The sequence below is a fragment of the Pseudomonas sp. P1_F7 genome, assembly GCF_056405655.1.
The window spans coordinates 292,496-317,254 of the sequence record NZ_JBFUBR010000004.1; the positions used below are offsets into that span (position 1 = coordinate 292,496).

At 60.1% G+C, this 24,759-nt stretch carries 25 protein-coding genes; 2 read left to right on the forward strand and 23 right to left on the reverse strand.

The features are described from left to right. Window positions 1-29: 29 nt before the first annotated feature. The 20 genes from AC1D1M_RS07590 to AC1D1M_RS07685 form a co-directional block, all read right to left on the reverse strand. The gene (locus tag AC1D1M_RS07590; RefSeq protein WP_477775147.1) at window positions 30-1,034 is read right to left on the reverse strand and encodes a substrate-binding domain-containing protein; all 1,005 of its coding nucleotides are present in this window, start codon (window positions 1,032-1,034) and stop codon (window positions 30-32) included. 143 nt (window positions 1,035-1,177) lie between these two features. Then, the gene (locus AC1D1M_RS07595; RefSeq protein ID WP_477775148.1) at window positions 1,178-1,996 is read right to left on the reverse strand and encodes an SDR family oxidoreductase; all 819 of its coding nucleotides are present in this window, start codon (window positions 1,994-1,996) and stop codon (window positions 1,178-1,180) included. Between the two features lie 273 nt (window positions 1,997-2,269). Further along, a complete protein-coding gene (locus AC1D1M_RS07600; RefSeq protein ID WP_477775149.1) occupies window positions 2,270-3,145 on the reverse strand; it encodes an SMP-30/gluconolactonase/LRE family protein in 876 nt (291 codons plus the stop codon). Between the two features lie 45 nt (window positions 3,146-3,190). Continuing rightward, window positions 3,191-3,907 carry a FadR/GntR family transcriptional regulator gene (locus AC1D1M_RS07605; RefSeq protein WP_477775150.1) on the reverse strand — a complete coding sequence of 239 codons (717 nt, stop codon included), beginning with the start codon at window positions 3,905-3,907 and terminating at the stop codon, window positions 3,191-3,193. Window positions 3,908-4,096: 189 nt separating this feature from the next. Continuing rightward, complete coding sequence (locus tag AC1D1M_RS07610; RefSeq protein ID WP_477775151.1) at window positions 4,097-4,657, reverse strand: DUF1285 domain-containing protein; 561 nt, start codon at window positions 4,655-4,657, stop codon at window positions 4,097-4,099. 16 nt (window positions 4,658-4,673) lie between these two features. Further along, complete coding sequence (locus tag AC1D1M_RS07615) at window positions 4,674-5,282, reverse strand: DUF4823 domain-containing protein (protein WP_477775152.1); 609 nt, start codon at window positions 5,280-5,282, stop codon at window positions 4,674-4,676. 106 nt (window positions 5,283-5,388) lie between these two features. Then, entirely contained in the window at window positions 5,389-6,357 is a 969-nt protein-coding gene (locus AC1D1M_RS07620; RefSeq protein ID WP_477775153.1) for a GTP 3',8-cyclase MoaA, read from the reverse strand. Window positions 6,358-6,494: 137 nt separating this feature from the next. Then, window positions 6,495-7,133 carry a TetR/AcrR family transcriptional regulator gene (locus AC1D1M_RS07625; RefSeq protein ID WP_007997056.1) on the reverse strand — a complete coding sequence of 213 codons (639 nt, stop codon included), beginning with the start codon at window positions 7,131-7,133 and terminating at the stop codon, window positions 6,495-6,497. 342 nt (window positions 7,134-7,475) lie between these two features. Beyond that, window positions 7,476-8,261, reverse strand: a complete 786-nt coding sequence (locus AC1D1M_RS07630) for a TatD family hydrolase (RefSeq protein ID WP_477775154.1) — start codon at window positions 8,259-8,261, stop codon at window positions 7,476-7,478. A 72-nt stretch (window positions 8,262-8,333) separates the two neighbouring features. Next, window positions 8,334-9,320, reverse strand: a complete 987-nt coding sequence (locus AC1D1M_RS07635) for a DNA polymerase III subunit delta' (protein WP_477775155.1) — start codon at window positions 9,318-9,320, stop codon at window positions 8,334-8,336. Further along, on the reverse strand, window positions 9,313-9,945 hold the full coding sequence (gene tmk, locus AC1D1M_RS07640; RefSeq protein WP_477775156.1) for a dTMP kinase: 633 nt from the start codon (window positions 9,943-9,945) through the stop codon (window positions 9,313-9,315). The genes AC1D1M_RS07635 and tmk overlap by 8 nt, the downstream gene beginning before the upstream one ends. Before the next feature lie 19 nt (window positions 9,946-9,964). Continuing rightward, entirely contained in the window at window positions 9,965-11,197 is a 1,233-nt protein-coding gene (mltG, locus tag AC1D1M_RS07645) for an endolytic transglycosylase MltG (RefSeq protein WP_477775157.1), read from the reverse strand. 3 nt (window positions 11,198-11,200) lie between these two features. After that, window positions 11,201-12,016 (reverse strand): aminodeoxychorismate lyase, encoded by an 816-nt coding sequence (gene pabC, locus AC1D1M_RS07650; protein ID WP_477775158.1) that lies wholly within the window; start codon window positions 12,014-12,016, stop codon window positions 11,201-11,203. Continuing rightward, entirely contained in the window at window positions 12,016-13,260 is a 1,245-nt protein-coding gene (fabF, locus tag AC1D1M_RS07655; protein WP_477775159.1) for a beta-ketoacyl-ACP synthase II, read from the reverse strand. The genes pabC and fabF overlap by 1 nt, the downstream gene beginning before the upstream one ends. Before the next feature lie 108 nt (window positions 13,261-13,368). Continuing rightward, on the reverse strand, window positions 13,369-13,605 hold the full coding sequence (gene acpP, locus AC1D1M_RS07660; protein WP_003175607.1) for an acyl carrier protein: 237 nt from the start codon (window positions 13,603-13,605) through the stop codon (window positions 13,369-13,371). A 196-nt stretch (window positions 13,606-13,801) separates the two neighbouring features. Next, complete coding sequence (gene fabG / locus AC1D1M_RS07665; protein ID WP_007987168.1) at window positions 13,802-14,542, reverse strand: 3-oxoacyl-ACP reductase FabG; 741 nt, start codon at window positions 14,540-14,542, stop codon at window positions 13,802-13,804. A 16-nt stretch (window positions 14,543-14,558) separates the two neighbouring features. Beyond that, window positions 14,559-15,497 carry an ACP S-malonyltransferase gene (fabD, locus tag AC1D1M_RS07670; protein ID WP_477775160.1) on the reverse strand — a complete coding sequence of 313 codons (939 nt, stop codon included), beginning with the start codon at window positions 15,495-15,497 and terminating at the stop codon, window positions 14,559-14,561. Between the two features lie 125 nt (window positions 15,498-15,622). After that, window positions 15,623-16,633: a phosphate acyltransferase PlsX gene (gene plsX, locus AC1D1M_RS07675; protein ID WP_477775161.1), complete on the reverse strand. Its 1,011-nt coding sequence runs from the start codon at window positions 16,631-16,633 to the stop codon at window positions 15,623-15,625. 4 nt (window positions 16,634-16,637) lie between these two features. Further along, complete coding sequence (rpmF, locus tag AC1D1M_RS07680; protein WP_003179396.1) at window positions 16,638-16,820, reverse strand: 50S ribosomal protein L32; 183 nt, start codon at window positions 16,818-16,820, stop codon at window positions 16,638-16,640. 13 nt (window positions 16,821-16,833) lie between these two features. After that, window positions 16,834-17,361 carry a YceD family protein gene (locus AC1D1M_RS07685; protein ID WP_008050439.1) on the reverse strand — a complete coding sequence of 176 codons (528 nt, stop codon included), beginning with the start codon at window positions 17,359-17,361 and terminating at the stop codon, window positions 16,834-16,836. 105 nt (window positions 17,362-17,466) lie between these two features. Here AC1D1M_RS07685 and AC1D1M_RS07690 point away from each other — a divergent pair, with 105 nt between their 5' ends. Beyond that, window positions 17,467-18,045: a Maf family protein gene (locus tag AC1D1M_RS07690; protein ID WP_477775162.1), complete on the forward strand. Its 579-nt coding sequence runs from the start codon at window positions 17,467-17,469 to the stop codon at window positions 18,043-18,045. A gap of 86 nt (window positions 18,046-18,131) precedes the next feature. On the opposite strand, the gene AC1D1M_RS07695 is transcribed toward AC1D1M_RS07690, so the two are convergent. The 3 genes from AC1D1M_RS07695 to rluC are packed head-to-tail and all read right to left on the reverse strand — an operon-like array spanning window position 18,132 to window position 20,757. Next, window positions 18,132-19,121, reverse strand: coding sequence for a S49 family peptidase (locus tag AC1D1M_RS07695; protein ID WP_477775163.1), 990 nt, complete (start codon window positions 19,119-19,121; stop codon window positions 18,132-18,134). Between the two features lie 24 nt (window positions 19,122-19,145). After that, complete coding sequence (locus AC1D1M_RS07700; RefSeq protein ID WP_477775164.1) at window positions 19,146-19,808, reverse strand: HAD-IA family hydrolase; 663 nt, start codon at window positions 19,806-19,808, stop codon at window positions 19,146-19,148. Further along, on the reverse strand, window positions 19,795-20,757 hold the full coding sequence (gene rluC, locus AC1D1M_RS07705; protein WP_477775165.1) for a 23S rRNA pseudouridine(955/2504/2580) synthase RluC: 963 nt from the start codon (window positions 20,755-20,757) through the stop codon (window positions 19,795-19,797). The genes AC1D1M_RS07700 and rluC overlap by 14 nt, the downstream gene beginning before the upstream one ends. 702 nt (window positions 20,758-21,459) lie before the next feature. On the opposite strand from rluC, the gene rne reads away from it, so the two are divergent. Next, window positions 21,460-24,705, forward strand: coding sequence for a ribonuclease E (gene rne / locus AC1D1M_RS07710; RefSeq protein ID WP_477775166.1), 3,246 nt, complete (start codon window positions 21,460-21,462; stop codon window positions 24,703-24,705). Window positions 24,706-24,759 lie beyond the last annotated feature (54 nt).

Genomic DNA, 24,759 nt, shown 5'->3' on the forward strand with positions numbered 1-24,759 from the left:
CCGGGGCCGCCGCTGAAATCAAACGGCCGTCAGTTCCACAGGCCGATCTTTTCCAGCTCCTGCTTGAAGTTGTCACGGGTGATCAGCGTCACGTCGTCCATGGCGGTGAACTTTGCAGGTTCTTTGCCGGTGGTGACCCAGTCGTACATCATGCTGGCGGTGTTGTAGCCCTCGATGTGCGGGCTCGGCAGCATCGAGCCATAGAAGCCGCTGTCGGGTTTCTTCAGCTCGCCGATGGCGTCGGTACCGTTGATGCCGATGCCGATCACGTTGGCCGCGGCGAAACCGGCGCTCTCGGTGGCGCGTACACCGCCGAGCACGGTGTTGTCGTTCATGCCGCCAATGATCAGGTTCTTTGCCGCCCCCGGCAGTTTCACCAGGGCCGAGTTGGTGGCGTCCATGCTGCCCGGTACGTCGAGGGTCTTGAGGGCCGCGAACAGGATGTGGTCTTTCGGCATGCCGGCATCTTCCAGCGCTTTCACCGAGCCGTCGGTGCGCTTCTTGCCGGTGTCGAGTTCGTTGTAGGTGTTGATCACCGCATAGGTGTCTTTCCAGTCCCAACCACGTTTCTTCGCCTCAGTGGCCATGGCGTTGCCCTGCTTCTGGCCGACTTCGAACGCGGCCATGCCGAGGTACGGCACGTCTTCCATGAACTTGCCGCTGGCATCGACGAAACGGTCATCGACGGCAATCACTTTCAACCCGTTGAGTTTGGCCTTGGCCATGATCGCCGGGCCGAGGGACACGTCCGGCGGGCAGATCACGAACCCCTTGGCGCCGTTGGCCGCAAGGCTGTCAATGGCCGAAAGGGTTTTCTCGCCGTCCGGCACGGCGATCTTGATCAGGGTGAAGCCCTTCTCTTTCCCGGCCTTTTCGGCAAAGGCCCACTCGGTCTGGAACCAGGGTTCTTCCGCCTGCTTGACCAGGAAACCGATCTTCACTTCCTCAGCTGCCAGCAGCGTGTTGCTCAGGCTGATCGCCGAAACTGCCAACGCGGCACAGCACAGGGAACGGATAGCATGACGACGATTCATAAGCTGACTCCTTGTTATTTTTCTTGAGCGTTCTTTGAAAGCGCTTTTTTGTTAATCAATGGGCGGTAAAACCGTACTGCCAATAGTCATATCGTATGATGATTGAATTTCAGACGTAGTAGTGCGACTGAAAGCCCGATCACTCAGTCGTGGTACATCACCGAGCGACCACCATCGATGGTGATACACGAGGCATTGATGAACGGCGCTTCATCACTGGCCAGGAACACGGCGGTCATTGCCACTTCGATCGGCTGGCCGATGCGGCGCGGCGGGTGCAGGTCAAACGCACGCTGGCGTTCGGCGTGGGGGTCGGCGAAACCGTTCCAGTAATCGATGTTGATCTGGGTTTCGATATAGCCCGGCGCGATGGCATTGACGCGGATGCCCTTCGCCGCATATTCGATGCCCAGCGCGCGGGTCAGGCCCAGCAGGCCATGCTTGGCAACCGGGTACGGGAAGCAACCCGGAATGATGTGGGAGGAATGGGTCGAAGCAATGTTGATGATGCTGCCGATACCCTGCTCGATCATCTGCGGCAGCACCGCCTTGCAGCCGTACCAGGCGCCATCGAGGTCGATGGCAAAGCAGCGACGCCAGTCTTCCTCGGTCATCTCCAGCGGATCACGGAACACGTTGACCCCGGCGCAATTGACCAGCACGTCGATCCGGCCGTGTCGTTCGACCGCCAGTTTGGCCATGGCCTGCAGATCCTGCTGACGCGACACATCAGCCTTGATCGCCACCACATCGGCGCCCTGGTCCCGCCAGTGCGCCGCGACCTTCTCGACTTTCTCGGCCTGAATGTCGCTGATGATCAGCCTGGCCTGCTGGGACGCGAAGGTCGCCACAATCGCTTCGCCAATACCCTGGGCGGCACCGGTCAGCAATACGACCTTGTCTTTCAGGCGTTCGCCCTTGGGCGGTTCGGGCACCGGTGGCAATGACAGTGGTTCAGCCATGGATCAAGACTCCTGTTTGAAAACACGACGAAAACCGGGCATCTGTCGATGTCCGGTCAAAAGGCGCTGGGTAGGAAACAGGTGAGCGCGAAAACGTTTCAGCTCGGAAACGTTCTGAGGCACAGGCTCCGCAAGGGAACTCGGGGGAACTTCGCTGCATCACTTCACCTGTTTTGTTTTTTTAAGTGTGAGTGCATGTAACTGGTGAGGCCGACTATAAACCCGGCCCGCGGCAAATCTCAATATATATATTTACATCCCATATTTTGGGATTTACCCAGCAAAGCGCGTGCAATGCTTCCCGGGCACATCTACCGGGATCGACAACACAGCCCCGTCCAACGGATGGCCCAGCGGACTCGTCGCACTGGTGATGTACAGGGTTTTCAGGTCTGTACCGCCGAACACGCAACTGGTGGGACGACTGATCGGTAGCTCGATGATCCGATCGACTTTGCCGTCCGGGCTCAACCTGAGCAGGCAGCTGCCGTCCCAACGGGCATTCCAGATAAAACCTTCGGCATCCATCGCCGAACCGTCCGGGCCGCCACGCCAATGCGGACCAAACCAGACCTGCGGCGTATCGAGAGCACCGTCGGTACGGATGAAATGCCGATACAAGGTGCCGTCGAGGCTGTCGCCGAAATACACGCTGGTGGCGTCATCGCTCCAAAGCAGCGTGTTGGGAATGCCCAGATTGCGCAGCAACGGCGCAACCCGCCCGACGCGATCGATGCGGAACAGCCCACCGGAACGACGGACGATGGGCAGGTCTTCGCCGTGTTCTCCGATGTTGTTTTGCATGGTGCCGAGCCAAAGCCGGCCCTGGGCGTCGCAGCGGGCTTCGTTGGGGCGGTTGCCCGGTTGCGGATCGGCCACGCAGAGCAACGTCAGGCGCGGTTCCAGGCCGGGTGAGTCGAGATCGAGGCGATACACACCGCTGCTCAATGCCACCAGCGCGTCGCCGCTTTCACAGGGGATGAAGGCCGACACATGTTCCGGCATCTGCCAGATCTGCACGTTGGCGCCGATCAATCGCAGCGCCTGTTTACCGGCGATATCCACCCAATACAGGGCCTGGGTCGGCGCATCCCAGAACGGGCCTTCGCCCAATTTCGCCCGATGCCCGGTAACCGCCGTCAACGTCATGAAACCTCCTGCATGGTTCTTGTTTTTAGGGTGTGGTTCGAGTTTTCAGCTGGCTTTTTTATCGGCCATGACTTGCGGGTAGTAGCGCTTGATCGCCAGGTCCGCGTTATCGATCAGGGTCATGCAGGCCCAGACACCCCGGGCGGTATCACGGGCCGCGATAGCCTCGGCCAGGTCCCGGTGAATCGGCAAGGTGCGACGCAGTTCATCCGGGTCGGCGGCGGACACTTCAAAGGCCACCGCCAACAACGCGCCGAGAGCGGGAACCATTTGTTCGATGAATTGATTGTGGCTGGCAGCGAGAATGCACTCGTGGAAGAGCTGGTCGGCACGGTTGTAATCGATGCCGCTGTCCACCGCCCGGTCCAGCGCGTTGCAGGCCAACAGGATCGCATTTACCTGTTCGCCGGTTGCGCGCTCGCAGGCCCAGCGCACGGCCATCGGTTCGATGGTACGGCGCAGGTCGAGCAGATCGTCGACGAAGTTTTCCGGCAAGCCGCTGCGCGACAACCAGCCGACGACTTGTGGATCGAAGAGGTTCCAGCGCCGCACCGGCAACACCCGCGTGCCGACTTTCGGCCCGACCTCGAGCATGCCTTTGGCGACCAGGGTCTTGATGGCTTCACGGATGACCGTGCGGCTTACACCAAGTTGTTCGCCGAGGTCGGCTTCGACCTTGAGTGACTCACCTGGCTTGACCTGCCCCGTGGCGAGCCAGCATCCCAGCCAGTCAACCGTCGAAGCATGAAAGCTGCTGGACATGGACACCTCAAAGCCGTACGTGATGGAAGCTCACGCTAATCATCATACGATTGGATGTCAATTTGATTCTTTGGGTATTCGCAAACCAATGTGGGAGCGAGCTTGCTCGCGATGACGGAGCAACAGGCAACATGGATGTTGAATGTCATCCCCTCATCGCGAGCAAGCTCGCTCCCACAGGGTTTTGCGTCAGGGTTCGAGACCGATGGGGAAGAACTCGCCGCCACTCCATACACCGAGCCAGCGCTGACCGTCGATCTCGCGACTCACCGCCAGCTCCACCAGTTGATAGAACACGTTGCGATGGATCAACGCTTCAAGATTGCTGCGCACGTGCACGTAAGGCGCTGGCTCCTGCGTTACCGGATCGATGACCACGCGCATCGGATGCCCGGCACCGGCCTCGGTGGTTTCATCAACGTTGGTGGTAAAGCGCAACAGCTGCGCCTCGCCCTCGCCCTCCACATCCACCGCAATCGCCACGAACGGCGCATCGTCGACCTTGATGCCGACCTTTTCGACCGGCGTGATCAGGAAATAATCATCGCCATCGCGGCGGATGATGGTGGAGAACAGCTTGACCATCGGCTTGCGCCCGATCGGCGTGCCCAGGTAATACCAGGCGCCGTCCCGGGCAATGCGCATGTCGATGTCGCCGCAGAAATCGGGGTTCCACAGGTGCACCGGCGGCAAGCCTTTGGTCTTGGGGATTTGCCCCAGCAGGTCGTTGGCTTTTTGCGGGTCACTCATGGCGTTCTCCTCGGGATTACTGGTCGCTGAGCCCCAGCAGACTGCGCGCGTATTGCTCCAGCGGCGGGCCCATCAGGTCTTCGGGTTTTTTATCGTGGAACGTCAGTAAACCGCCACGACTCTTGATGGTCGCAGTATCAATCAAATACTGGGTGCTGGTCTCGACCAACATGATCTGAATCATACCGCTGTCGATGCCGAGACGATCCAGTGCTTCCTGGTCCAGCCACTCGTCCGAGTTGCCGATACGGTCGTCAGACTGGGCAAATCGGGTATAGAGCAGATAGTGCGCACCGGCGGCACGGGCGTCGCCCATGGCCTGGTCGAGGCCTTCCGGCGTACGGGCACGGCGGACCATCGGGAAGTATTCGACGAAGCCATCGAACGCAACTTCGGCAATCACGTTGGGCCGCGGGTAAACGTCGCTGCCTGGCGGCATGAAAGCGCCCTGGGCGATGTAGACGAACGAGTCCGGCTGAATGCGCAGGTTGTTTGCGCGACGGCTATCACTGTGGTCGAGTAACCCCGCATCGCTCATATGGTAACGAGTCCCTTCGGCCATATCGCTGACGTTCATGCAGCCACCAAGTGCCAAAACGGCCAGCAGCAAAACCAGGCTACGCATCCTATCCTCCAGAGGCCGGTGTCGGAAAACCGGCGAATGGCCGTAGGATGCAGCTTCCGCGCCAGCTCAAGTTGATCGTTGCCTGATCAAACGCAATGAGGCCGGTTCAGCCGCCGATAATCTTCATGACAGTCGCGCCACCAGAGAACGCCACTTCCTGCTTGTCACCCAAGGCTTTCACCAGGAGTCGCTGCAAGGCCGGCAGCGCCTGGTGACGCGGCTTGTCCAGCAGGTCACCGATGTAATGGCGATTGCTCGACGACAGGCAGCCATGCAGCCACCCGGTGGAAGACAAACGAAGTCGCGAGCAGGTCCGGCAGAAAGGCACACTTTCATTGGCGATCACGCCGAAATAGCCTTGCCCCGGAATTTCATAGCGCACCGCCGTCGCATCGACAGGTGCATCGGCTTGCAGATATTCGTAGCGCTCGCCGATCAGGCTCAGCAGCTGCTGGAGGCTGACGAACTGTTGCAGAAAGGCATTGGAATCGCTGGCCAAGTGGCCCATGCGCATCAGCTCGATGAAGCGCAGTTCATAACCGCGCTCCAGGCAGTAGTCGAGCAGCGGCATCACTTGATCGAGGTTCTGTCCGCGCAACGGCACCATGTTGACCTTGATCTTCATGCCGGCCGCACTGGCCTCGTTCATGCCATCGAGCACAGTGGCCAGGTCGCCGCCCCGGGCAATGCCGCGGAACGCACTGGCGTCGAGGGTATCGAGGGAAACGTTGAGGCGCCGAATGCCGGCGTTCACCAGCAGCGGCAGTTTCTTCGCCAGCAACTGGCCATTGGTGGTCAGGCTGATGTCTTCCAGGCCCATCTGCCCGACCGCTGTCATGAACGCTTCGAGTTTCGGACTGACCAGCGGCTCGCCGCCGGTAATGCGCAGACGCTCGATGCCCGCGGCTTCAATCAGATAAGCCACGCCGCGCGCCATGGCTTCGGCCGACAATTCATCCTGCGCAGCCACCAGCCGCTTGCCGTTGGGCACGCAGTAGGTACAGGCGTAATTGCAGGCTGAGGTCAGGCTGATTCGCAAGTTGCGAAAACGCCTGCCTTGACGGTCAACGATCATGGTCACTCCGGCGGAAGAATATCGGGCCACTAAAACTTGACTCAGAAATCAAGTTTTAGCAAGTCCTCTACCTGAGTATATTCCTGCGGCACTGCGCCAAGTAGCAAAATCATGGCGCAATAAGGCAACTGAATGGCTCAGCTGCTGGGCGTGTCGGTGTCGCGCTTACGCTTGTTGCCCATGCGCACGCCGATGTCCATGAGGAACTGGAAGAAACCTTCCTGATCTTCCAGCACATTGCTCCAGAACGGCGAGTGATACAGCGCGACGGCACCGTGCACCAGCGCCCAGGACGCGCAGTAATGGAAGTAAGGCGGTACGTCTTCAAGCTTGCCTTCACTGATCCGGCCTTTGATCAGCAGGGTCAGGCGTTCGAAGTTCGAGGCACGGATCTTGTGCAGCTCCTCGATCATCTCCGGCACCTGGTTGCCCTTGACCACTTTCTCTTCGAGGCGGTCGAACAGGCGGTAGCGTTGTGGATCGCGCATGCGGAATTCGAAGTACGCCCGGGACAGGGCTTCCTTGTCCTTGTCGACATCGGCCGAATGCAGCAGAGCGTTCAAATCGCGCTCGTAGTCGAGCATCAGGCGCAGATAAATTTCCGCCTTGGATTTGAAGTGCTTGTAGATCGTGCCTTTGCCGATACCGACGGCATCAGCAATCATCTCGACGGTGACACTGTCTTCACCTTGTTCGAGGAACAGCTTGAGCGCGGTATCGAGAATTTCCTGCTCGCGGCGACGAAACTCACGGACCTTACGAGGTTCTTTATGCATAAGAAAAGGTCTGTCGGGGTCAAAATTCGAAGCCGCGTATTATGCCTAACTTACGCAAAAATGCACGGATCATCCGACCATATCTACGCTTTCTGGTCATTCCGCGTACGTTTAGTGGTTGATGAGAACTCTTCCGAAGCGCACGTATTCCAAATTTGTTTAAAAACCCTGACCAGCAAACTGGACTAGGCGCAATCCTGATCAATACTTGAACTGTCGGCGGGGCATCTCCCCCAAGTGTCACGCCGATATTGGTACCAATGGACCGCGTGCCATTGTTTTACTCCTAATGGTCTTAACCCGGATTCACCCCCCAGAACCCGGGTTTTTTTTGCCTGCGATTTAACCTTTTACGTGTGCCAGCGGGAACAGCCGCTTGAAATTCGCCGTGGTCTGCTCGGCAAACCGCTCGTAGGCTTCACCACGCAACATTGCCAGAAATTCCGCTACTTCACGCACGTACTGCGGCAGGTTTGGCTTGCCGCGATGGGGAATCGGCGCCAGGTACGGCGAGTCGGTTTCCACCAGCAATCGGTCGGCCGGCACCTTGCTGGCCACATCACGCAACGCATCGGCATTGCGGAAAGTGACGATCCCGGACAGGGAAATGTAATAGCCCATGTCCAGCGCGGCCTTCGCCATTTCCCAGTCTTCGGTGAAGCAGTGCAATACGCCCGCTTGGGGCAGCGCCGCGTCACGCAGCAAGTCCAGGGTATCGGTGCGGGCCCCGCGGGTGTGGATGATCACCGGTTTGCCGGTCTGCTGCGCGGCCTGCAGGTGCAGGCGGAACGATTCCTGCTGTAACTCTGCTGCTTCCGGTTCGTAGTGATAGTCCAGGCCTGTTTCACCAATCGCCACCACACGCGGGTGATTAAGCTCCTGGAGCAGCCAGTCCAACGCCGGCGCGGCACCCGGCTGCACATCCAGCGGGTGCACGCCCACCGAACAGTCGACGTCGTCATAACGTTCGGCCAGGGCTTTGACGTCGGCCGCGTTGTCCGCGCTGACGCCAATACACAGAAAGTGCCCTACCCCGCGCTGCCGGGCAGCCTCCAGGGCAGCATCCAGGGAGCCGTCGTGGGCGGCCAGGTCGAGGCGATCAAGATGACAATGGGAATCTACGAGCATAAAGGGCTGCAACTTGTATCGAATGGGTGGGACGGTCGGATGTGCTGATACTCAGAGTCTAGGCGCAGACAGTCATCGCTGGGGAGGCAACGACGCCCATTGCACCAGCAATGCCTCCAGCAGCAAGGCCGGATTGAGATTGGCCTTGCTCAGGACTTTCTGCCGCTGGGCGAGGATCCAGTCCTGGATATCGAGGACTTTGCCCTGGGCGCTTTTCTGCGCCAGGTATTGCACGACCTTGCGCATGTCGGTCAAGCCGAGGCCGGCTTCGTCCTGGGTCAACTGATAGCGCAGAATCAGGCTCGACCAATCGCAGAACCAGTCGAACAGGCGCAACATCGGAATGTTTTTCCACTCTTCGGCCAGTTGCGTCGGCGACTGCTGTTGCTTGAGGAGTTTCTTCACCCCCTCCACCACTTGCGCGCGCTGTTCACGCACGCCCTGGGCCTGGAGATTGACCGCCGCCAGCGGCGAACCGGCGGCCAGCGTCAGCAGTTCGACACGCTCGTCTTCGGAACACTCCGGCAACGCCTGGGCCAGCCACTTCAAGCTCATGGCCTCCCCCGGCAGCGGACAGGCCTGCTGCACGCAGCGACTCTTGATGGTTGGCAACAAACGGCTCGGCTGATGGCTGACCAGCAACAGAACGGTATCGCCGGACGGCTCTTCGAGGCTTTTGAGCAAGGCGTTGGCGGCGTTGATGTTCATCGACTCGGCCGGCTCGATCAGTACCACTTTGCGCCCGCCCAACTGCGCGGTCTGCACCACGAAACTGACCAGATCGCGAACCTGATCGACCTTGATCGCCTTGTCGGCTTCTTCCGGCTCCAGGATGTAGTTATCCGGGTGGCTGCCAGCCTTGAGCAGCAGACAGGATTTGCATTCTCCGCAGGCTTCCAGCGCGTTCGGGCGCTGGCACAGCAAGCTGGCCATCAAGCGCTCGGCCAGTGCCCGCTTGCCGATCCCGGCCGGGCCATGCAGCAGGTAGGCGTGCGCATGCTGGGCGCGACCGGCCAGTTGCTGCCAGAGGTTTTCCTGCCACGGATAGGCCTCAGCCACGGCTCAACTCCAGCAGGCGCGGCAGCAAGGCATCCAGCGATTGCTGAACCTGTGCCAACGGCTGGGCAGCATCGACCAGCACATAACGCGCCGGATCCGCCTCGGCCCGCTTGAGGAAGGCACTGCGTACGGCATCGAAAAAGGTCCGGCCTTCGAGTTCGAAGCGATCCAGACGACCGCGAGCGCTGGCGCGGGCCAGGCCGACCTCGACAGGCAGATCGAAAATCAGCGTCAGGTGCGGGCGCAGATCGCCCTGGACGAAGGTTTCCAGGGTCGCGATGCGCTCCAGCGACAAGCCGCGACCGCCACCCTGGTAGGCGTATGTCGAATCGGTAAAACGATCACACAAGACCACGGCACCGCGGGCCAGCGCCGGGCGAATCACCTCGGCCAGGTGCTGGGCACGCGCCGCGAACACCAGCAACAGTTCGGTGTCCGGGTTCATGACTTCATCGACCGGAGCCAGCAGCACTTCACGGATGCGCTCGGCCAACGGCGTGCCACCCGGCTCGCGGGTCAGCACCACCTCGATGCCGGCGGCGCGCAGGCGCTCGGCCAGGTATTCGCGATTGGTGCTCTTGCCGGCGCCTTCGGGGCCTTCCAGAGTAATAAACAAGCCGGTCACAGGCAGTCCTTAGTCAGAGTCATTGCGAGCTTTTCGGTGCGTTGGCATCGAGTTCGGGCGTTTCGGGGGCTGGCGCAGGTTCTTGCGCCGGCACTTGCGGCAGCGCCTCGGGAGCCGTGTTCGGTGAAGCGGCCGGAATCGGTGCCTGTTCCTGCGAAGCCTTGGCCTCCTGTGTACCGTTTTGTTCAGTATCGGTCGGCGATGTCTCTGGCGTGGCAGTGGGTGCCGGGCTGGAGCGGTAATCGGCGCGACGCTTGATCTGGAACTCCTTCACGGCATTGTTGTGGGCATCCAGGTCGTCGGAGAACACGTGAGTGCCATCGCCACGCGCCACGAAGTAAAGGCTGTTGCCCTCCACCGGATTGAGTGCCGCATGGATGGCTTCGCGACCGACCATGGAAATCGGGGTCGGCGGCAGGCCCGCATTCATGTAGGTGTTATAGGGCGTCGATTCCTTGAGGTGAGCCCGGGTCAGCTTGCCGCTGTAGCGGTCGCCGAGGCCGTAGATCACTGTCGGATCGGTCTGCAGCAGCATGCCTATCGCCATGCGGCGCACAAACACGCCGGCAATCTGTCCGCGCTCCTGTGGCACACCGGTTTCCTTTTCCACCAGCGAAGCCATGATCAGCGCCTGGTAGGGTTCGGTGTACGGCGTATCTGCAGCGCGCTTCTCCCACTCCTTGGCGAGCACTTCATCGAGGCGGTCGTAAGCGGTTTTCAGCACCTCGACATCGGACATGCCCCGCACGTAACGATAGGTGTCAGGGAAGAAGCGCCCTTCCGGAAAAATCCCGGTGTGGCCGAGCTTGTCCATGACCTGGCTATCGCTCAAACCGTCGAGGCTATGATCGAGCTTCTCTTCCTTGGCCAGCGCTGCGCGGACCTGACGGAAATTCCAGCCTTCGACCAGGGTCAGGCTGTACTGAACCATTTCCCCGCGTTTCCACAGGTCGATCAGGCCTTCGACGGTCATGCCAGGTTGAATGCGGTATTCCCCGCTGTGCAGAGGTTGTTTGGCGAGGTTGAAGCGCCAATACACCCGCAGCCAGAATGCGTCCTTGATGACGCCATTGGCTTCGAGTCGGTAGAAGGTGCGGGTCGGCGTGGTGCCCTTGGGCACATCCAGCAATTGTTCCTGGGCAATGTTCAGCGGCTGTACCAGCGCCGAATGAATTTTCCAGGCTGAAGCACCCAACAGCAGCCCCGCCAGAACCACTCCGGTTTCCAGCAGCAGCAAGAGTTTACGTCTCACGTATCAAGCATCCAGTAGCACACGGGCAATGATTTCGAGTTTACGGGTGAGCGGCCCAACCGGCCAGTGAAGAGCAGCATAGGCGCGCACCGGCCAGATACCATACACGCTGTTGCAGACAAAGACTTCGTCAGCCCATTGCAGCTGTTCGAGGGGGATATCGGTGATTTGCGTGGGGATTCCCAGCGACTTGGCCTGAAACAATATTTCGGCACGCATCACGCCGGCCACGCCGCAGCGCTTGAGGTCAGCAGTGATGAGTACACCATCACGCACCAGGAACAAATTGCTGAACACGCCTTCAATCACGCGCCCGGCCTGATCGAGCATCAAGCCTTCGGCATGCTCGCTGTCCTGCCATTCGGCACGGGCGAGGACTTGTTCAAGACGATTCAGGTGCTTGAGGCCGGCAAGCAATGGCTGTCTGGACAATCGCGTGGTGCAAGGAAACAAACGAACACCGTGCTCGCCATGCGCGGCAGGGTAAGCCGCAGGAGGATTGCCTTGCAGAATGCGTCGGGCCTGAGCGCAAGGATCGGGGGCGTAACCGCGCAGGCCGTCGCCGCGAGTGAGGATGAGCTTGAGCACCCCGTCACCCAATGCCGCGGCATAGGCCTGCAATTCGCTGCGGATCAACGCCTGATCGGCGGCAAGCGCCAGACGCGAACAGCCATCCGCCAGACGCGACAGATGCCGGTCCAGCAACACGGGCTGCCCATTGCGCACGGCGATGGTCTCGAACAGACCATCGCCATAAGCCAGGCCGCGATCCTTCAGCGACAAAGCGTCAGCCGGCTGACCGTCGACCCAGCTGTCCATCAGTCTGCGAACCGGCGGAACACCAGCGAGCCGTTGGTGCCGCCAAAACCGAAGGAGTTGGACACCACTACATCGATATCCATGTTGCGCGCCGTGTGCGGCACGAAATCGAGGTCGCAGCCTTCGTCCGGCTCATCGAGGTTGATGGTCGGCGGTGCCACCTGGCCGTTGATTGCCAGCACGCTGAAGATCGCCTCGACCGCGCCCGCCGCACCCAGCAGGTGCCCGGTCATGGACTTGGTGGAACTGACGGCCAGCTTGTAGGCGTGATCGCCGAACACCGACTTGATCGCATTGACTTCGGCCAGGTCACCTGCGGGAGTCGAGGTGCCGTGGGCGTTGATGTACTGCACTTGATCGCCATTGATTTTGGCATCGCGCAGCGCATTGGTGATGCAGCGCGCAGCACCCGCACCATCGGCTGGCGGCGAGGTCATGTGGTAGGCATCGCCACTGGTGCCGAAGCCGATCAGCTCGGCATAGATGGTTGCACCGCGAGCCTTGGCGTGCTCGAGCTCTTCCAGCACCAGCGCACCGGCACCATTGGACAATACAAAGCCATCGCGGCCCTTGTCCCATGGACGGCTGGCGCGGGTCGGCTCGTCGTTGCGGGTCGACAGCGCGCGGGAGGCACCGAAGCCGCCCATGCCCAGACCGCAGGCCGCCATCTCGGCGCCGCCGGCAATCATCACGTCGGCTTCGTCGTACATGATGTTGCGGGCTGCCATGCCAATGCAGTGGGTACCGGTGGTACAGGCCGTGGCGATGGCGTAGTTAGGTCCCTGTGCCCCCAGATGGATAGACAGGAAACCGGAAATCATATTGATGATCGAGCCTGGCACGAAGAACGGAGAAATCCGTCGTGGGCCGGTCTCGTGCAGGGTGCGGGCAGTTTCTTCGATATTGGTCAGACCGCCAATACCCGAGCCCATGGCCACGCCGATACGCTCACGGTTGGCGTCAGTGACTTCCAGACCGGAATTACGTACCGCCTGAAAACCTGCGGCCAGACCGTATTGAATGAACAGGTCGAGCTTGCGGGCTTCCTTGACCGACAGGTATTCCTCGACATTGAAGTCCTTTACCGAGCCGCCAAAACGGGTGGAATAGGCAGAAAGGTCGGCGTGTTCGATCAGACCAATGCCACTGCGGCCAGCCAGAATGCCCTGCCAGCTGCTCGGCACATCCGTGCCCAGTGGCGACAACATACCCATACCGGTGACTACGACGCGTCTACGCGACACAGCACTCTCCTTTTTCAAATGACGACTTTGCATCAGGCCTAAAGAAAAAACCGCACGCCGTGATGGCAGTGCGGTTTTTCCATGACAGCGAGCAACGATTACAAACTATTACGCCTGGTGGCTAGTAACGTAGTCGATTGCAGCTTGTACAGTAGTGATCTTCTCGGCTTCTTCGTCAGGGATTTCGGTCTCGAATTCCTCTTCCAGAGCCATCACCAGCTCAACGGTGTCAAGGGAGTCGGCACCCAGGTCTTCAACGAAGGAAGCAGTGTTGACCACTTCTTCTTCTTTAACGCCCAGTTGCTCAGCAACGATTTTCTTGACGCGCTCTTCGATGGTGCTCATACCTTGTTTTCACTCCTAATGGACAAATTCAGGCAGCTGGCCAGTGGGTAAGTGTATAGAAAGGCTTTTCAGCTTTTCAACTGAAAGCTTCACTCCTCGAACCCGGTGACCCTCTGCCTATAAATAGATTGCAGCTTTATAACGGATTTTAGACAGCTCGTATGACATTTTTTTGAAGCAATCCGTCACATTTGAATTACATGTACATCCCGCCGTTCACCGGGATTGTAGCTCCGGTAACGTAAGCCGCACCGTCCGACGCAAGAAAAGCGACCACAGACGCGATCTCTTGAGCCTGCCCCAGACGACCCAGCGGAATCTGCGTCTGCAAGGCTTCACGCTGCGCCTCGGGCAGTTCACGGGTCATATCGGTATCGATGAACCCTGGGGCCACCGAGTTTACCGTAATCGAACGCGAACCGACTTCACGCGCCAGTGCACGGCTGAAACCTTCCAGGCCGGCCTTGGCGGCAGCGTAGTTTACTTGGCCTGCGTTGCCCATGGCACCCACAACCGAACCAATACTGATAATTCGGCCCCAACGGGCTTTGGTCATGCCACGCAAAACGCCCTTGGACAGGCGGAACAGACTGTTCAGATTGGTATCGACAACATCGTGCCACTCGTCGTCTTTCATGCGCATCATCAGGTTATCGCGGGTGATACCGGCATTATTGACCAGGATTGCCGGCGCACCGAACTGCTCCTGAATGCTCGCCAGAACACTTGCCACGGACTCGTCGCTGGTGACGTTGAGCTCAAGACCGGTGCCCTGAATGCCGTTTTCTTTCAGGGTGGCGGCAATGCGCTCAGCACCCGACGCGGAGGTCGCGGTACCAACAACGATGGCGCCTTGACGACCCAACTCCAGGGCTATGGCCTGGCCGATGCCACGGCTCGCACCGGTGACCAGTGCAACTTTACCTTGCAGACTCATGCAAGCTTCTCCTGATTCAGGCCAACGCTGCACGGGCGGCAGCGAAAGCGTCTGGGGTATTGAGGTTGGATGTCGACACGCCTTCGGCGCAGCGTTTGTTCAGACCGGCCAGTACTTTGCCCGGGCCACACTCGACCAGGCTGGTCGCGCCCCTGGCGGCCAGCACCTGGACCGATTCAACCCAGCGCACTGGCTTGTAAAGCTGCTCAAGCAGATCGCGCTTGAGGGTTTCCAGATCAGCAGGCACGTCAGCACTGACGTTCTGCACCACAGGAATTTGCGGGACCTGCCAGTCGATCGCGGCGATCGACTCGGCGAAACGCTCGGCCGCCGGACGCATCAGCTCGCAGTGCGACGGCACGCTGACCGGCAACGGCATGGCGCGCTTGGCACCACGCGCCTTGCAGCCTTCGATGGCGCGCTCGACAGCAGCCTTGGCACCGGCGATGACCACCTGACCCGGCGAGTTGAAATTGACTGCACTGACCACTTCGCCTTGCGCCGCTTCGGCACAGGCTGCCAGTACGTCGGCATCGTCCAGACCCAGGATGGCGGCCATGCCGCCCTGCCCCGCCGGAACGGCTTCCTGCATCAGTTGGCCACGACGCTCGACGAGCTTCACCGCATCGCCCAGGCTCAGACTGCCTGCCGCGACCAGCGCGCTGTATTCACCCAGGCTGTGCCCGGCAACGTAAGCCGGACGCGCGCCACCTTCCGCCAGCCACAGACGCCATAAGGCGATAGAGGCGGTCAGAATGGCCGGTTGGGTTTTATCGGTTTGATTGAGTTGCTCTTCCGGCCCTTGCTGGGTCAGTGCCCACAGGTCGTAACCCAGTGCATCGGAAGCTTCTTTGAATGTTTCAAGGACAACCGGATGTTGTGCGCCCAACTCGGCGAGCATGCCGAGGGACTGCGAACCCTGTCCGGGAAAGACGAATGCGAGGGAAGCAGACATGTAACAAGCCCCTAATGATCTTGTCGTCGGAGAGTTGGCGTCCTGCTTGGAGGACGCAAGAAACTGACAGTTGGATGGCCCATCGAACCAAACGGTCACATTTAAGCATTGTCCGACGAAAACGCCTAAAGCAACAAATCCTCCAGACGACCATGCAGGCGTTCGGGAAGATTCTCCTGAATCTCGATCAAGGCGCGCTGAATGGCACTTTGAAACCCCTGGACCCCGGCAGAACCGTGGCTTTTCACTACAATTCCCTGCAAGCCGAGAAAGCTCGCGCCGTTGTGCCGGGCAGGCGCCAGTTCAGCCTGCAGACGCTTCATCAAGGGCAGTGCCAGCGCACCGACCACGCGAGAGGCCACATTTTTCCTGAACAACGCCTCGATACGCCCGGCAATCATGGTCGCCAGACCTTCGCTGGATTTGAGCAGGATGTTGCCGACAAAACCGTCACACACCACCACATCCGCTTCGCCACGGTACAAACCGTCGCCCTCGATAAAGCCGATGTAATTGATGCCCCGGGCGCCTTGCAACAACGTCGCTGCCAGCTTGACCTGCTGATTGCCCTTGATGTCTTCGGTGCCGATGTTCAGCAACGCTACCCGTGGGCGCACTATGCCCAGGGTTTCCGCCGCAACCGAACCCATGACAGCAAACTGCAACAGATGCTCGGCACTGCAATCGACGTTGGCGCCCAGGTCGAGCAACTGGCAGTAACCCTTTTGTGTCGGAATCGCCGCGACCATGGCCGGACGGTCAATGCCCGGCAGGGTCTTGAGCACGAACCGCGACAACGCCATCAGCGCCCCGGTGTTGCCGGCACTGACACAGGCCTGGACCTTGCCGTCACGCAACAACTCAAGCGCCACGCGCATCGACGAGTCAGGTTTGCCACGCAAGGCCTGGGCAGGTTTTTCGTCCATGGTGATAACTTCGCTCGCCGGGGCAATCGACAGGCGCGCGCGATCCACAGCCGGATGGCCAGCGATCAATTCTTCAAGTAGGGAGGGTTGACCGACGAGGGTCAGGTGCAGCGAGGGTGTAGCAGACAGGCAAGCAAGGCTGGCCTGAACAATGCTGCGGGGACCGAAGTCCCCGCCCATTGCGTCAATCGCGATGACTTGAGCGGACAAGTGATTACTCGTCAGCGCCCTTGTCGATCACTTTACGGCCACGGTATACGCCTTCTGGCGATACGTGGTGACGCAGGTGAACTTCACCGGTGGTTTTTTCTACAGACAGGGTGCTAGCCTCGAGAGCGTCGTGCGAACGGCGCATGTCACGGGCAGAGCGGGATTTTTTGTTCTGCTGAACAGCCATAATTGATTAACTCCTAAACGTTTGGGTCACGCTTTAACTGCGCCAATACACTGAACGGGTTGGACCGCGTTACCTCGTCCTCGCTCGGTTCGGGCTCATCGAGACCCGCCGGCTGCTGGCATTCTTCCGGATGATGAGCAGGCACAATGGGCAAGGCAAGCAGAAGCTCCTCCTCGATCAGTGACTGCAGATCCAAAGGATCTTCGCCCAGTTCCAGCACGTCATAACCTTTCGGCAACGACTGGGTATTCGCACCCTCCTTCACCACGGCGTAACTGCATTCGCTGTGGATCGGCAGGGTGACCAGCTCAAGACAACGCTGGCAAACCATTTTGACTTCAGTGTCGATAAAGCTGTGGATGACCACAGATTTACGTTCATCTCGTTCAAAAACGAATTTAGCCTGCACCGTACCGACATTGTCGGAAAGCGGGTCGCAGAGTCTCTCCAAATCGGCCAGCAGCATTTCACCTTGAAGGGTGGTGCCACGATCAGCCAATTTGCGCGGGTCAACGTGAGGTGGAATCGGGTCATTCAACATAGGCGCAGCATTATAGGGATGCCCCCGCCCATGTCAAAGGAAATTCAGCCCTGTCCGTCACTTGGAAGCCTCGCTAGAATTCGCACCTGCCTTATGGAGATGCGCATGCTGCCTTTATTACTCGCTTCTGGCTCGGCCTATCGCCGGGAATTGCTGACCCGACTGCAGCTGCCTTTCACTTGCAGCTCGCCGGATATCGACGAAAGCCATCGCCCGGGCGAATCCGCCATCGAGCTGGTCAAGCGTCTCGCCGAAGAGAAAGCGCGCGCCCTGGCCGACAGCCATACCGCTCATCTGATAATCGGTTCCGACCAGGTCGCCGTGCTGGGAGAGCGGATTATCGGCAAGCCCCACACCTTCGAAAAAGCCCGCGAACAACTGTTGGCCGCCAGCGGTGCCAGCGTGACATTCCTGACCGGTCTGGCCCTGCTCAACAGCCAGACCGGGCACTGCCAGGTCGATTGCGTGCCATTCACCGTACACATGCGCACACTCGACGCGACCCGCATCGAACGCTACCTGCACGCCGAGCAACCCTACGACTGCGCTGGCAGCTTCAAGGCCGAAGGCTTGGGGGTCAGCCTGTTTCGCAGCACCGAGGGCCCTGACGCCACCAGCCTGATCGGCCTGCCGCTGATTCGCCTGATCGACATGTTGCTGGCAGAAGACGTGCAAATCCCCTGAAAGCAAAAGATCGCAGCCTGCGGCAACTCCTACACGAATTAGCATAGGAGCTGCCGCAGGCTGCGATCTTTTGACCTAAGGCCGGATCAGCGCAACGACGGACCGTTAAAACCCATCCACATCGCCAAATGCTCAGCCACGCTGGCACCGAGCTTTTTCGAGAAGCGATCGAGCGTCGACTCCTGGACGGTAAAGTCCACCAGTTCTTTCTCGCCGATCACATCCCGCGCAACCGAACTGGCATTACCCAGCCCATCGATCAACCCCAGTGGCAGCGCCTGCTCGCCGGACCAGACCAGACCGGAGAACAGCTCCGGATGATCCTTGTCCTTCAGGCGATCGCCACGCCCCTGCTTGACGCTGTTGATGAACTGCTTGTGGGTCGTATCGAGCACGCCCTGCCAGAAGGCGGTTTCTTCCGGCTTCTGTGGCTGGAACGGATCGAGGAACGACTTGTGCTCGCCAGAGGTGTAGGTGCGACGCTCGACGCCCAGCTTCTCCATGGTGCCGACAAAGCCATAACCGGCTGCCGTCACACCGATGGAGCCGACCAGGCTCGCCTTGTCGGCGTAGATCTGATCCGCCGCGCTGGCGATGTAGTAAGCACCGGAAGCCCCCAGATCGGAAATGACCGCATAGAGCTTGATGTCCGGGTGCAGGCCGCGCAGACGACGGATCTCGTCATAGACATAACCCGACTGCACCGGACTGCCGCCCGGGCTGTTGATGCGCAGGATGACGCCCTTGACCTTCTTGTCCTCGAAAGCCGCGCGCAGGCTGCCAACGATATTGTCTGCGCTGGCCGGCTCCTTGTCGGCAATCATGCCTGTCACGTCGATCAACGCCGTGTAATTGGCACTGAGGGTAGCTGCCTTTTCCATATCCATCAGCGGCGAAAACAGGGCAATTGCGCCGAACAGATACACAAAAGTCAGTGATTTGAAGAATATCCCCCAGCGACGGGACCGGCGCTGCTCCTGCACGCCGGCCAGCAGCGTCTTTTCCAGCAGCTTCCAGCTCTTGTCGTCACCGCTCTCTGCGCTCGCCTTGGCGGGCGCCTTCCATTCGTCGGTCATGCCATCCACCCCAAAAACAACCGGTTAAGCCCGCTGACTGAGCCAGGCATGCAATTCTGAAAAGCGGTCGATGGCCAGCCGCGGCTCATACAACTTCAACGCATCGATCGATTGAGCGCCATAGCTGACGGCCACCGAGCCCATGCCGGCGTTGCGCGCCATCTGCAAATCAAAGGACGAATCACCGACCATCAACGCCTGTTCAGGGCGAACCTCGCAATGGGCGAGAATCTGCTCGAGCATCAGCGGATGGGGCTTGCTGGCGGTCTCGTCGGCAGCGCGGGTGATATCGAAGTAATTCTCCCAGCCATGGGACTTCAACACCCGATCCAGCCCGCGACGGGCCTTGCCGGTCGCCACGGCCAGATGATAGCCCTCGGCACGAAATGCCTCGAGCGACTCGACCACACCCTCGAACAACGGCGAAGGCACAGCCTCCGACGCAATGTAATGCTCGGCATAGTGCTCGCGGAACGCGATCAATTCGGCGTCACCGATCTCGGGGTACAGGGTGCGGATCGCTTCCGGCAAGCCCAGGCCGATGATGCCCTTGACGGCAAATTCATCGCGCTGCTCAAACCCGGAACGCTGCGAGGCAACGTGCATCGCCTCGACAATCCGACCAATGGAATCGGCCAGCGTGCCGTCCCAATCAAAGATCAGCAGCTTGTAATCAGATGGGCGCACTCAATCGCTCCACGGTTTTGGCCCACATCTCGTCGACCGGCGCTTGCAACTTCAGTTCACCGCCATCGGGAAGCGGCACGGTCAGCATGTAGGCGTGCAGGAACAGACGCTTGCCGCCCAGATCGCGGATTTCCTTACTGAAATCGTCATCGCCGTACTTGGTGTCGCCGGCAATACAGTGCCCGGCGTGCAACGTGTGGACGCGGATCTGGTGAGTGCGGCCGGTAATCGGCTTGGCTTCGATCAGTGTGGCAAAGTCGCCGAAGCGGCGCAGGACCTTGAACACGGTCACGGACTCCTTGCCCTCCTCCTCGTCGACCTCGACCATGCGCTCGCCGGAGCGCAGATTGCTCTTGCCCAGCGACGCACGGACTTGCTTGATCGAGCTCGCCCAGTTACCGCGGACCAGCGCCATGTAGCGCTTGTCGACGCCATCACCGCGCAACGCGGTGTGCAAGTGGCGCAACATGCTGCGCTTCTTGGCGATCATCAACAGGCCGGACGTATCACGGTCGAGACGGTGAACCAGCTCGAGCTCTTTGCAATCAGGGCGCAACTGACGAAAGGCTTCGATCACCCCGAAAGTCAGGCCGCTACCGCCGTGAACCGCAATGCCGCAAGGCTTGTTGATCACGATCAGCGCCTTGTCTTCGAAGACAATCGAGGCTTCGAGCCGCTGCAGCAAGCCTTGTGCCAGTGGTACCGGCTCGTCGCGCTCAGGTACGCGAACCGGCGGCACGCGCACGATGTCGCCCGCCTGCAGCTTGTACTCGGGCTTGATCCGACCCTTGTTCACGCGCACTTCGCCCTTGCGCAAAATGCGGTAAATCAAGGTCTTGGGCACGCCTTTGAGTCGGGCGAGAAGGAAATTATCAATACGTTGGCCGGCATATTCCGGCGAGACCTCAAGCAGTTGTACGCCTGGAGTCGGGGGGGTAGTCGTCGTCATGGCGCGGATGATAACAATTTTTTATGGAATTGAAGCACTTAATCATTACTGCTATAGTCGCGAACGTCGCCAAAAGCGGCCTGGACAGCGGACCAACGGTCAAAAACCGGCCCTGACCAACGCAATTCACCAGGACGCGAGGCCGTCCTACGGGGCTTTCGCTACGTAACGGTGGAGTTTGCAGGTGTAACGAGCGCAGGTGACATGAGGCCTGAATCACGCCACAAAGCAGAGTTTTTCACTCGTTTTGCGAGCCATATTCACGGCCAGTTCACAAAGTGCAGTCAGTTGCGAATGACCCCGAGCGAAAACATCGGAAACAACGCCTAAATTAGCCATGATGCGTGACCTCCCCTTTCGGAGCTCACGGTAAATGCCAACCCGCTGCGGATTCTGCGCGCGGCAGCACCCGAATTATCAGGGATACGTGTAGGGTGGAGATGCACAACCGCCGGACTGTGTAGCAACAGGCTTTCTCAAGACGCTTCATCTCGTCCACAGCCGCTGGTTGATTCCTCCTCCTGACTGAGTGCTTAAGTAGCCACAGCAAGCAGGACGCGTACGTCGCGATGAAGGCCCACATTGGCCGGACTTCGCTGGACACGGGAAATGGCCAACCACTCCCGACGCACCTGACACCGACCGTGAGAAGTCGTGTGTGCCGAACGCCGTTTCCGGCAGCCCGGAAACCGACGGTACTACATGAAAAGAATGCTGATTAACGCAACTCAACCCGAAGAGTTGCGTGTTGCACTGGTAGATGGCCAGCGCCTCTACGACCTGGACATCGAATCCGGTGCACGCGAGCAGAAGAAGGCCAACATCTATAAAGGCCGGATTACTCGCATCGAACCAAGCCTCGAGGCTGCCTTTGTCGATTTCGGCTCTGAGCGCCACGGCTTCCTGCCCCTCAAAGAAATCTCCCGCGAATACTTCAAGAAAGCCCCGGAAGGTCGCGTCAACATCAAGGACGTCCTGAGCGAAGGTCAGGAAGTCATCGTTCAGGTCGAAAAAGAAGAACGTGGCAACAAGGGCGCCGCCCTGACCACCTTCATCAGCCTGGCCGGTCGTTACCTGGTGCTGATGCCGAACAACCCGCGTGCCGGCGGTATCTCCCGTCGCATCGAAGGCGAAGAGCGCAATGAACTGCGTGAAGCCCTGAACGGTCTGGTTGCCCCGGCCGACATGGGCCTGATCGTGCGCACTGCCGGCCTGGGCCGCAGCAGCGAAGAAATGCAGTGGGACCTCGACTACCTGCTGCAACTCTGGACCGCCATCAAAGAAGCGTCGCTGGACCGTTCCGCGCCATTCCTGATCTATCAGGAAAGCAACGTGATCATCCGCGCGATCCGCGACTACCTGCGCCAGGACATCGGCGAAGTGCTGATCGACAGCGTTGAAGCCCAGGACGAAGCCCTGACCTTCATCCGCCAGGTGATGCCGCAGTACGCCAGCAAGATCAAGCTGTACGAAGACAGCGTTCCGCTGTTCAACCGTTTCCAGATCGAAAGCCAGATCGAAACCGCTTTCCAGCGCGTTGTCGAACTGCCTTCCGGCGGCTCCATCGTTATCGATCCGACCGAAGCCCTGGTGTCCATCGACATCAACTCGGCGCGCGCCACCAAAGGCAGCGACATCGAAGAAACCGCGCTGCAAACCAACCTTGAAGCCGCCGAAGAAATCGCCCGTCAGTTGCGCCTGCGCGACATCGGCGGCCTGATCGTCATCGACTTCATCGACATGACCCCTGCCAAGAACCAGCGCGCCGTGGAAGAGAAAGTCCGCGAATGCCTGGAAGCCGACCGCGCTCGCGTGCAAGTCGGTCGCATCTCGCGCTTCGGCCTGCTGGAAATGTCCCGTCAGCGCCTGCGTCCGTCCCTGGGCGAAAGCAGCGGCATCGTCTGCCCGCGCTGCAACGGCACCGGCATCATCCGCGACGTTGAATCGCTGTCCCTGGCGATCCTGCGCCTGATCGAAGAAGAAGCCCTGAAAGACCGTACCGCCGAAGTTCGTGCACAAGTGCCGATCCCGGTGGCTGCGTTCCTGCTCAACGAAAAACGCAACTCGATCACCAAGATCGAACTGCGCACCCGTGCCCGCATCGTCATCCTGCCGAACGATCACCTCGAGACGCCGCACTTCGAAGTGCAGCGCCTGCGTGATGACAGCCCGGAAGCCGCGACCAACCAGTCCAGCTACGAAATCGCCGCTGCCGCTGCCGAAGTCGAAGAAGTCCAGCCAGCCGCTGCGACCCGCACCCTGGTTCGCCAGGAAGCAGCGGTCAAGACGGCGCCGGCCCGTGCCAACGCTCCGGTTCCGATCGAAGTAGCCGCGCCAGCCCCGGCTCCGGCTCCGGCTGCCGTACCAGAGCCAAGCCTGTTCAAAGGCCTGGTGAAGTCGCTGGTCAGCCTGTTCGCCACCAAGGAAGAGCCAGTCGCGCCGGTTGTGGTTGAAAAGCCTGCCGCCGAGCGTCCGGCCCGCAACGAAGAGCGTCGCAACGGTCGCCAGCAAAGTCGTAACCGTAACGTTCGCCGCGATGAAGAGCGCAAGCCCCGCGAAGAACGTGCACCGCGTGAAGAACGCGCACCACGTGAACCGCGTGAAGAGCGTCAGCCACGCGAAGTGCGCGAACCTCGCGAGACCCGCGAAGAAACGCCGGCAGTAGCCCGCGAAGAACGCGCACCACGCGCTCCTCGTGAAGAACGTGCCCCGCGCGCTCCGCGTGAAGATCGCAAGCCACGTGGCGAGCGTGAAGAACGCGTTCGTGAACTGCGCGAGCCTCTGGATGCCGCTCCGGCTGCTCCGGCCGTCGCTACAGCTGCTACCGCTGAAGAACGTCCGGCTCGCCAGCCACGTGAAGAACGCGCTCCACGCCCACCGCGTGAAGAACGTCAGCCACGTGCCGAACAAGCCGCCGCAGCCGCAACTGAAGAAGAACTGGTCACCAACGAAGAGCAACTGCCGGAAGACGGTCAGGAAGGCGCCGAAGGCGATCGTCCACGCCGCCGCTCCCGTGGCCAGCGTCGTCGCAGCAACCGTCGCGAGCGTCAGCGTGACGCCAACGGCAACGTGATCGAAGGTTCGGAAGAGTCCGAGTCCGGCGAAAACGCCGAAGCGCCAAGCACTGCCGATCTGGCCGCCGGCCTGGCTGTCACCGCAGCCGTCGCCAGCAGCGTGATCAGCGCTCCTGCCGAAGCTGAAGCCAATGTGCAAGCCGAACGCGCCACTGCCGCTACCCTGGAAGCAGCTCCGGTTGAAGCGCCAGTCGTTGAAGCGACCACGCCGATCGAAGTCACCGCCTCGCCGGAAATCGAAGTGGCGCCAGCGCCGGAAGCTCAGCCTGCTGTTGAAGCGGCTGCCGAGCCAGCACCAGCGCTAGAAGCTCCTGCCGAGGCTGCAGAAGCGGTTGTTGAAACCGTGACTGAAACCGTGCGTGAAGTTCGCGAAGAGCAAACCGCATTCAACTGGGTTGCCGAGCCAGCCGTCGCTGAAGCCGCTGCACCAGCTGTTGAAACCCCAGTGGCTGAAGCCATGGTTTCCGAGCCGGTGGTTGCCGCCGCAGAACCAACTCCAGCGCCAGTCGTTGAAGCGCCGGTCGTTGCCGAAGCACCTGCTCCGGTAGTCGAAGCTGCTCCTGCCAGCGCCCTGACGCCAAGTGGTCGTGCTCCTAACGACCCACGTGAAGTGCGTCGTCGCAAGCGTGAAGCCGAGCGTCTGCAGAAGGAAGCTGAACTGGCTGCCGCTGCTGCTCCGGCTGAAACGGTTGTCGCTGCCAAGCCTGAACCGGTTGCTGCTGAAGTGGTTGAGGCAGCTCCTGCCCCGGCTGCTGAAGTGGCTGCCGAGCCGGCTGATTCGGTGATCCACGAAGCGCCGCACTCCGTTCAGGAAGCGGTAGAGCAACACGAGCAAGCCCAGGAAAAAGAGCACGAGCCTAAACCTCTCGTCTGATTCCATCGGCCACTAAAAAGCCCCGCCTGGTGATCCAGGCGGGGCTTTTTTATA

Coding starts and splice junctions, on each gene's coding strand:
- AC1D1M_RS07590 (WP_477775147.1), bottom strand. CDS start 1,034: ATGAATCGTCGTCATGCTATCCGTTCCCTGTGCTGTGCCGCGTTGGCA.
- AC1D1M_RS07595 (WP_477775148.1), bottom strand. CDS start 1,996: ATGGCTGAACCACTGTCATTGCCACCGGTGCCCGAACCGCCCAAGGGC.
- AC1D1M_RS07600 (WP_477775149.1), bottom strand. CDS start 3,145: ATGACGTTGACGGCGGTTACCGGGCATCGGGCGAAATTGGGCGAAGGC.
- AC1D1M_RS07605 (WP_477775150.1), bottom strand. CDS start 3,907: ATGTCCAGCAGCTTTCATGCTTCGACGGTTGACTGGCTGGGATGCTGG.
- AC1D1M_RS07610 (WP_477775151.1), bottom strand. CDS start 4,657: ATGAGTGACCCGCAAAAAGCCAACGACCTGCTGGGGCAAATCCCCAAG.
- AC1D1M_RS07615 (WP_477775152.1), bottom strand. CDS start 5,282: ATGCGTAGCCTGGTTTTGCTGCTGGCCGTTTTGGCACTTGGTGGCTGC.
- AC1D1M_RS07620 (WP_477775153.1), bottom strand. CDS start 6,357: ATGATCGTTGACCGTCAAGGCAGGCGTTTTCGCAACTTGCGAATCAGC.
- AC1D1M_RS07625 (WP_007997056.1), bottom strand. CDS start 7,133: ATGCATAAAGAACCTCGTAAGGTCCGTGAGTTTCGTCGCCGCGAGCAG.
- AC1D1M_RS07630 (WP_477775154.1), bottom strand. CDS start 8,261: ATGCTCGTAGATTCCCATTGTCATCTTGATCGCCTCGACCTGGCCGCC.
- pabC (WP_477775158.1), bottom strand. CDS start 12,016: ATGGACAGCTGGGTCGACGGTCAGCCGGCTGACGCTTTGTCGCTGAAG.
- acpP (WP_003175607.1), bottom strand. CDS start 13,605: ATGAGCACCATCGAAGAGCGCGTCAAGAAAATCGTTGCTGAGCAACTG.
- fabG (WP_007987168.1), bottom strand. CDS start 14,542: ATGAGTCTGCAAGGTAAAGTTGCACTGGTCACCGGTGCGAGCCGTGGC.
- fabD (WP_477775160.1), bottom strand. CDS start 15,497: ATGTCTGCTTCCCTCGCATTCGTCTTTCCCGGACAGGGTTCGCAGTCC.
- rpmF (WP_003179396.1), bottom strand. CDS start 16,820: ATGGCTGTTCAGCAGAACAAAAAATCCCGCTCTGCCCGTGACATGCGC.
- AC1D1M_RS07685 (WP_008050439.1), bottom strand. CDS start 17,361: ATGTTGAATGACCCGATTCCACCTCACGTTGACCCGCGCAAATTGGCT.
- AC1D1M_RS07690 (WP_477775162.1), top strand. CDS start 17,467: ATGCTGCCTTTATTACTCGCTTCTGGCTCGGCCTATCGCCGGGAATTG.
- AC1D1M_RS07695 (WP_477775163.1), bottom strand. CDS start 19,121: ATGACCGACGAATGGAAGGCGCCCGCCAAGGCGAGCGCAGAGAGCGGT.
- rluC (WP_477775165.1), bottom strand. CDS start 20,757: ATGACGACGACTACCCCCCCGACTCCAGGCGTACAACTGCTTGAGGTC.
- rne (WP_477775166.1), top strand. CDS start 21,460: ATGAAAAGAATGCTGATTAACGCAACTCAACCCGAAGAGTTGCGTGTT.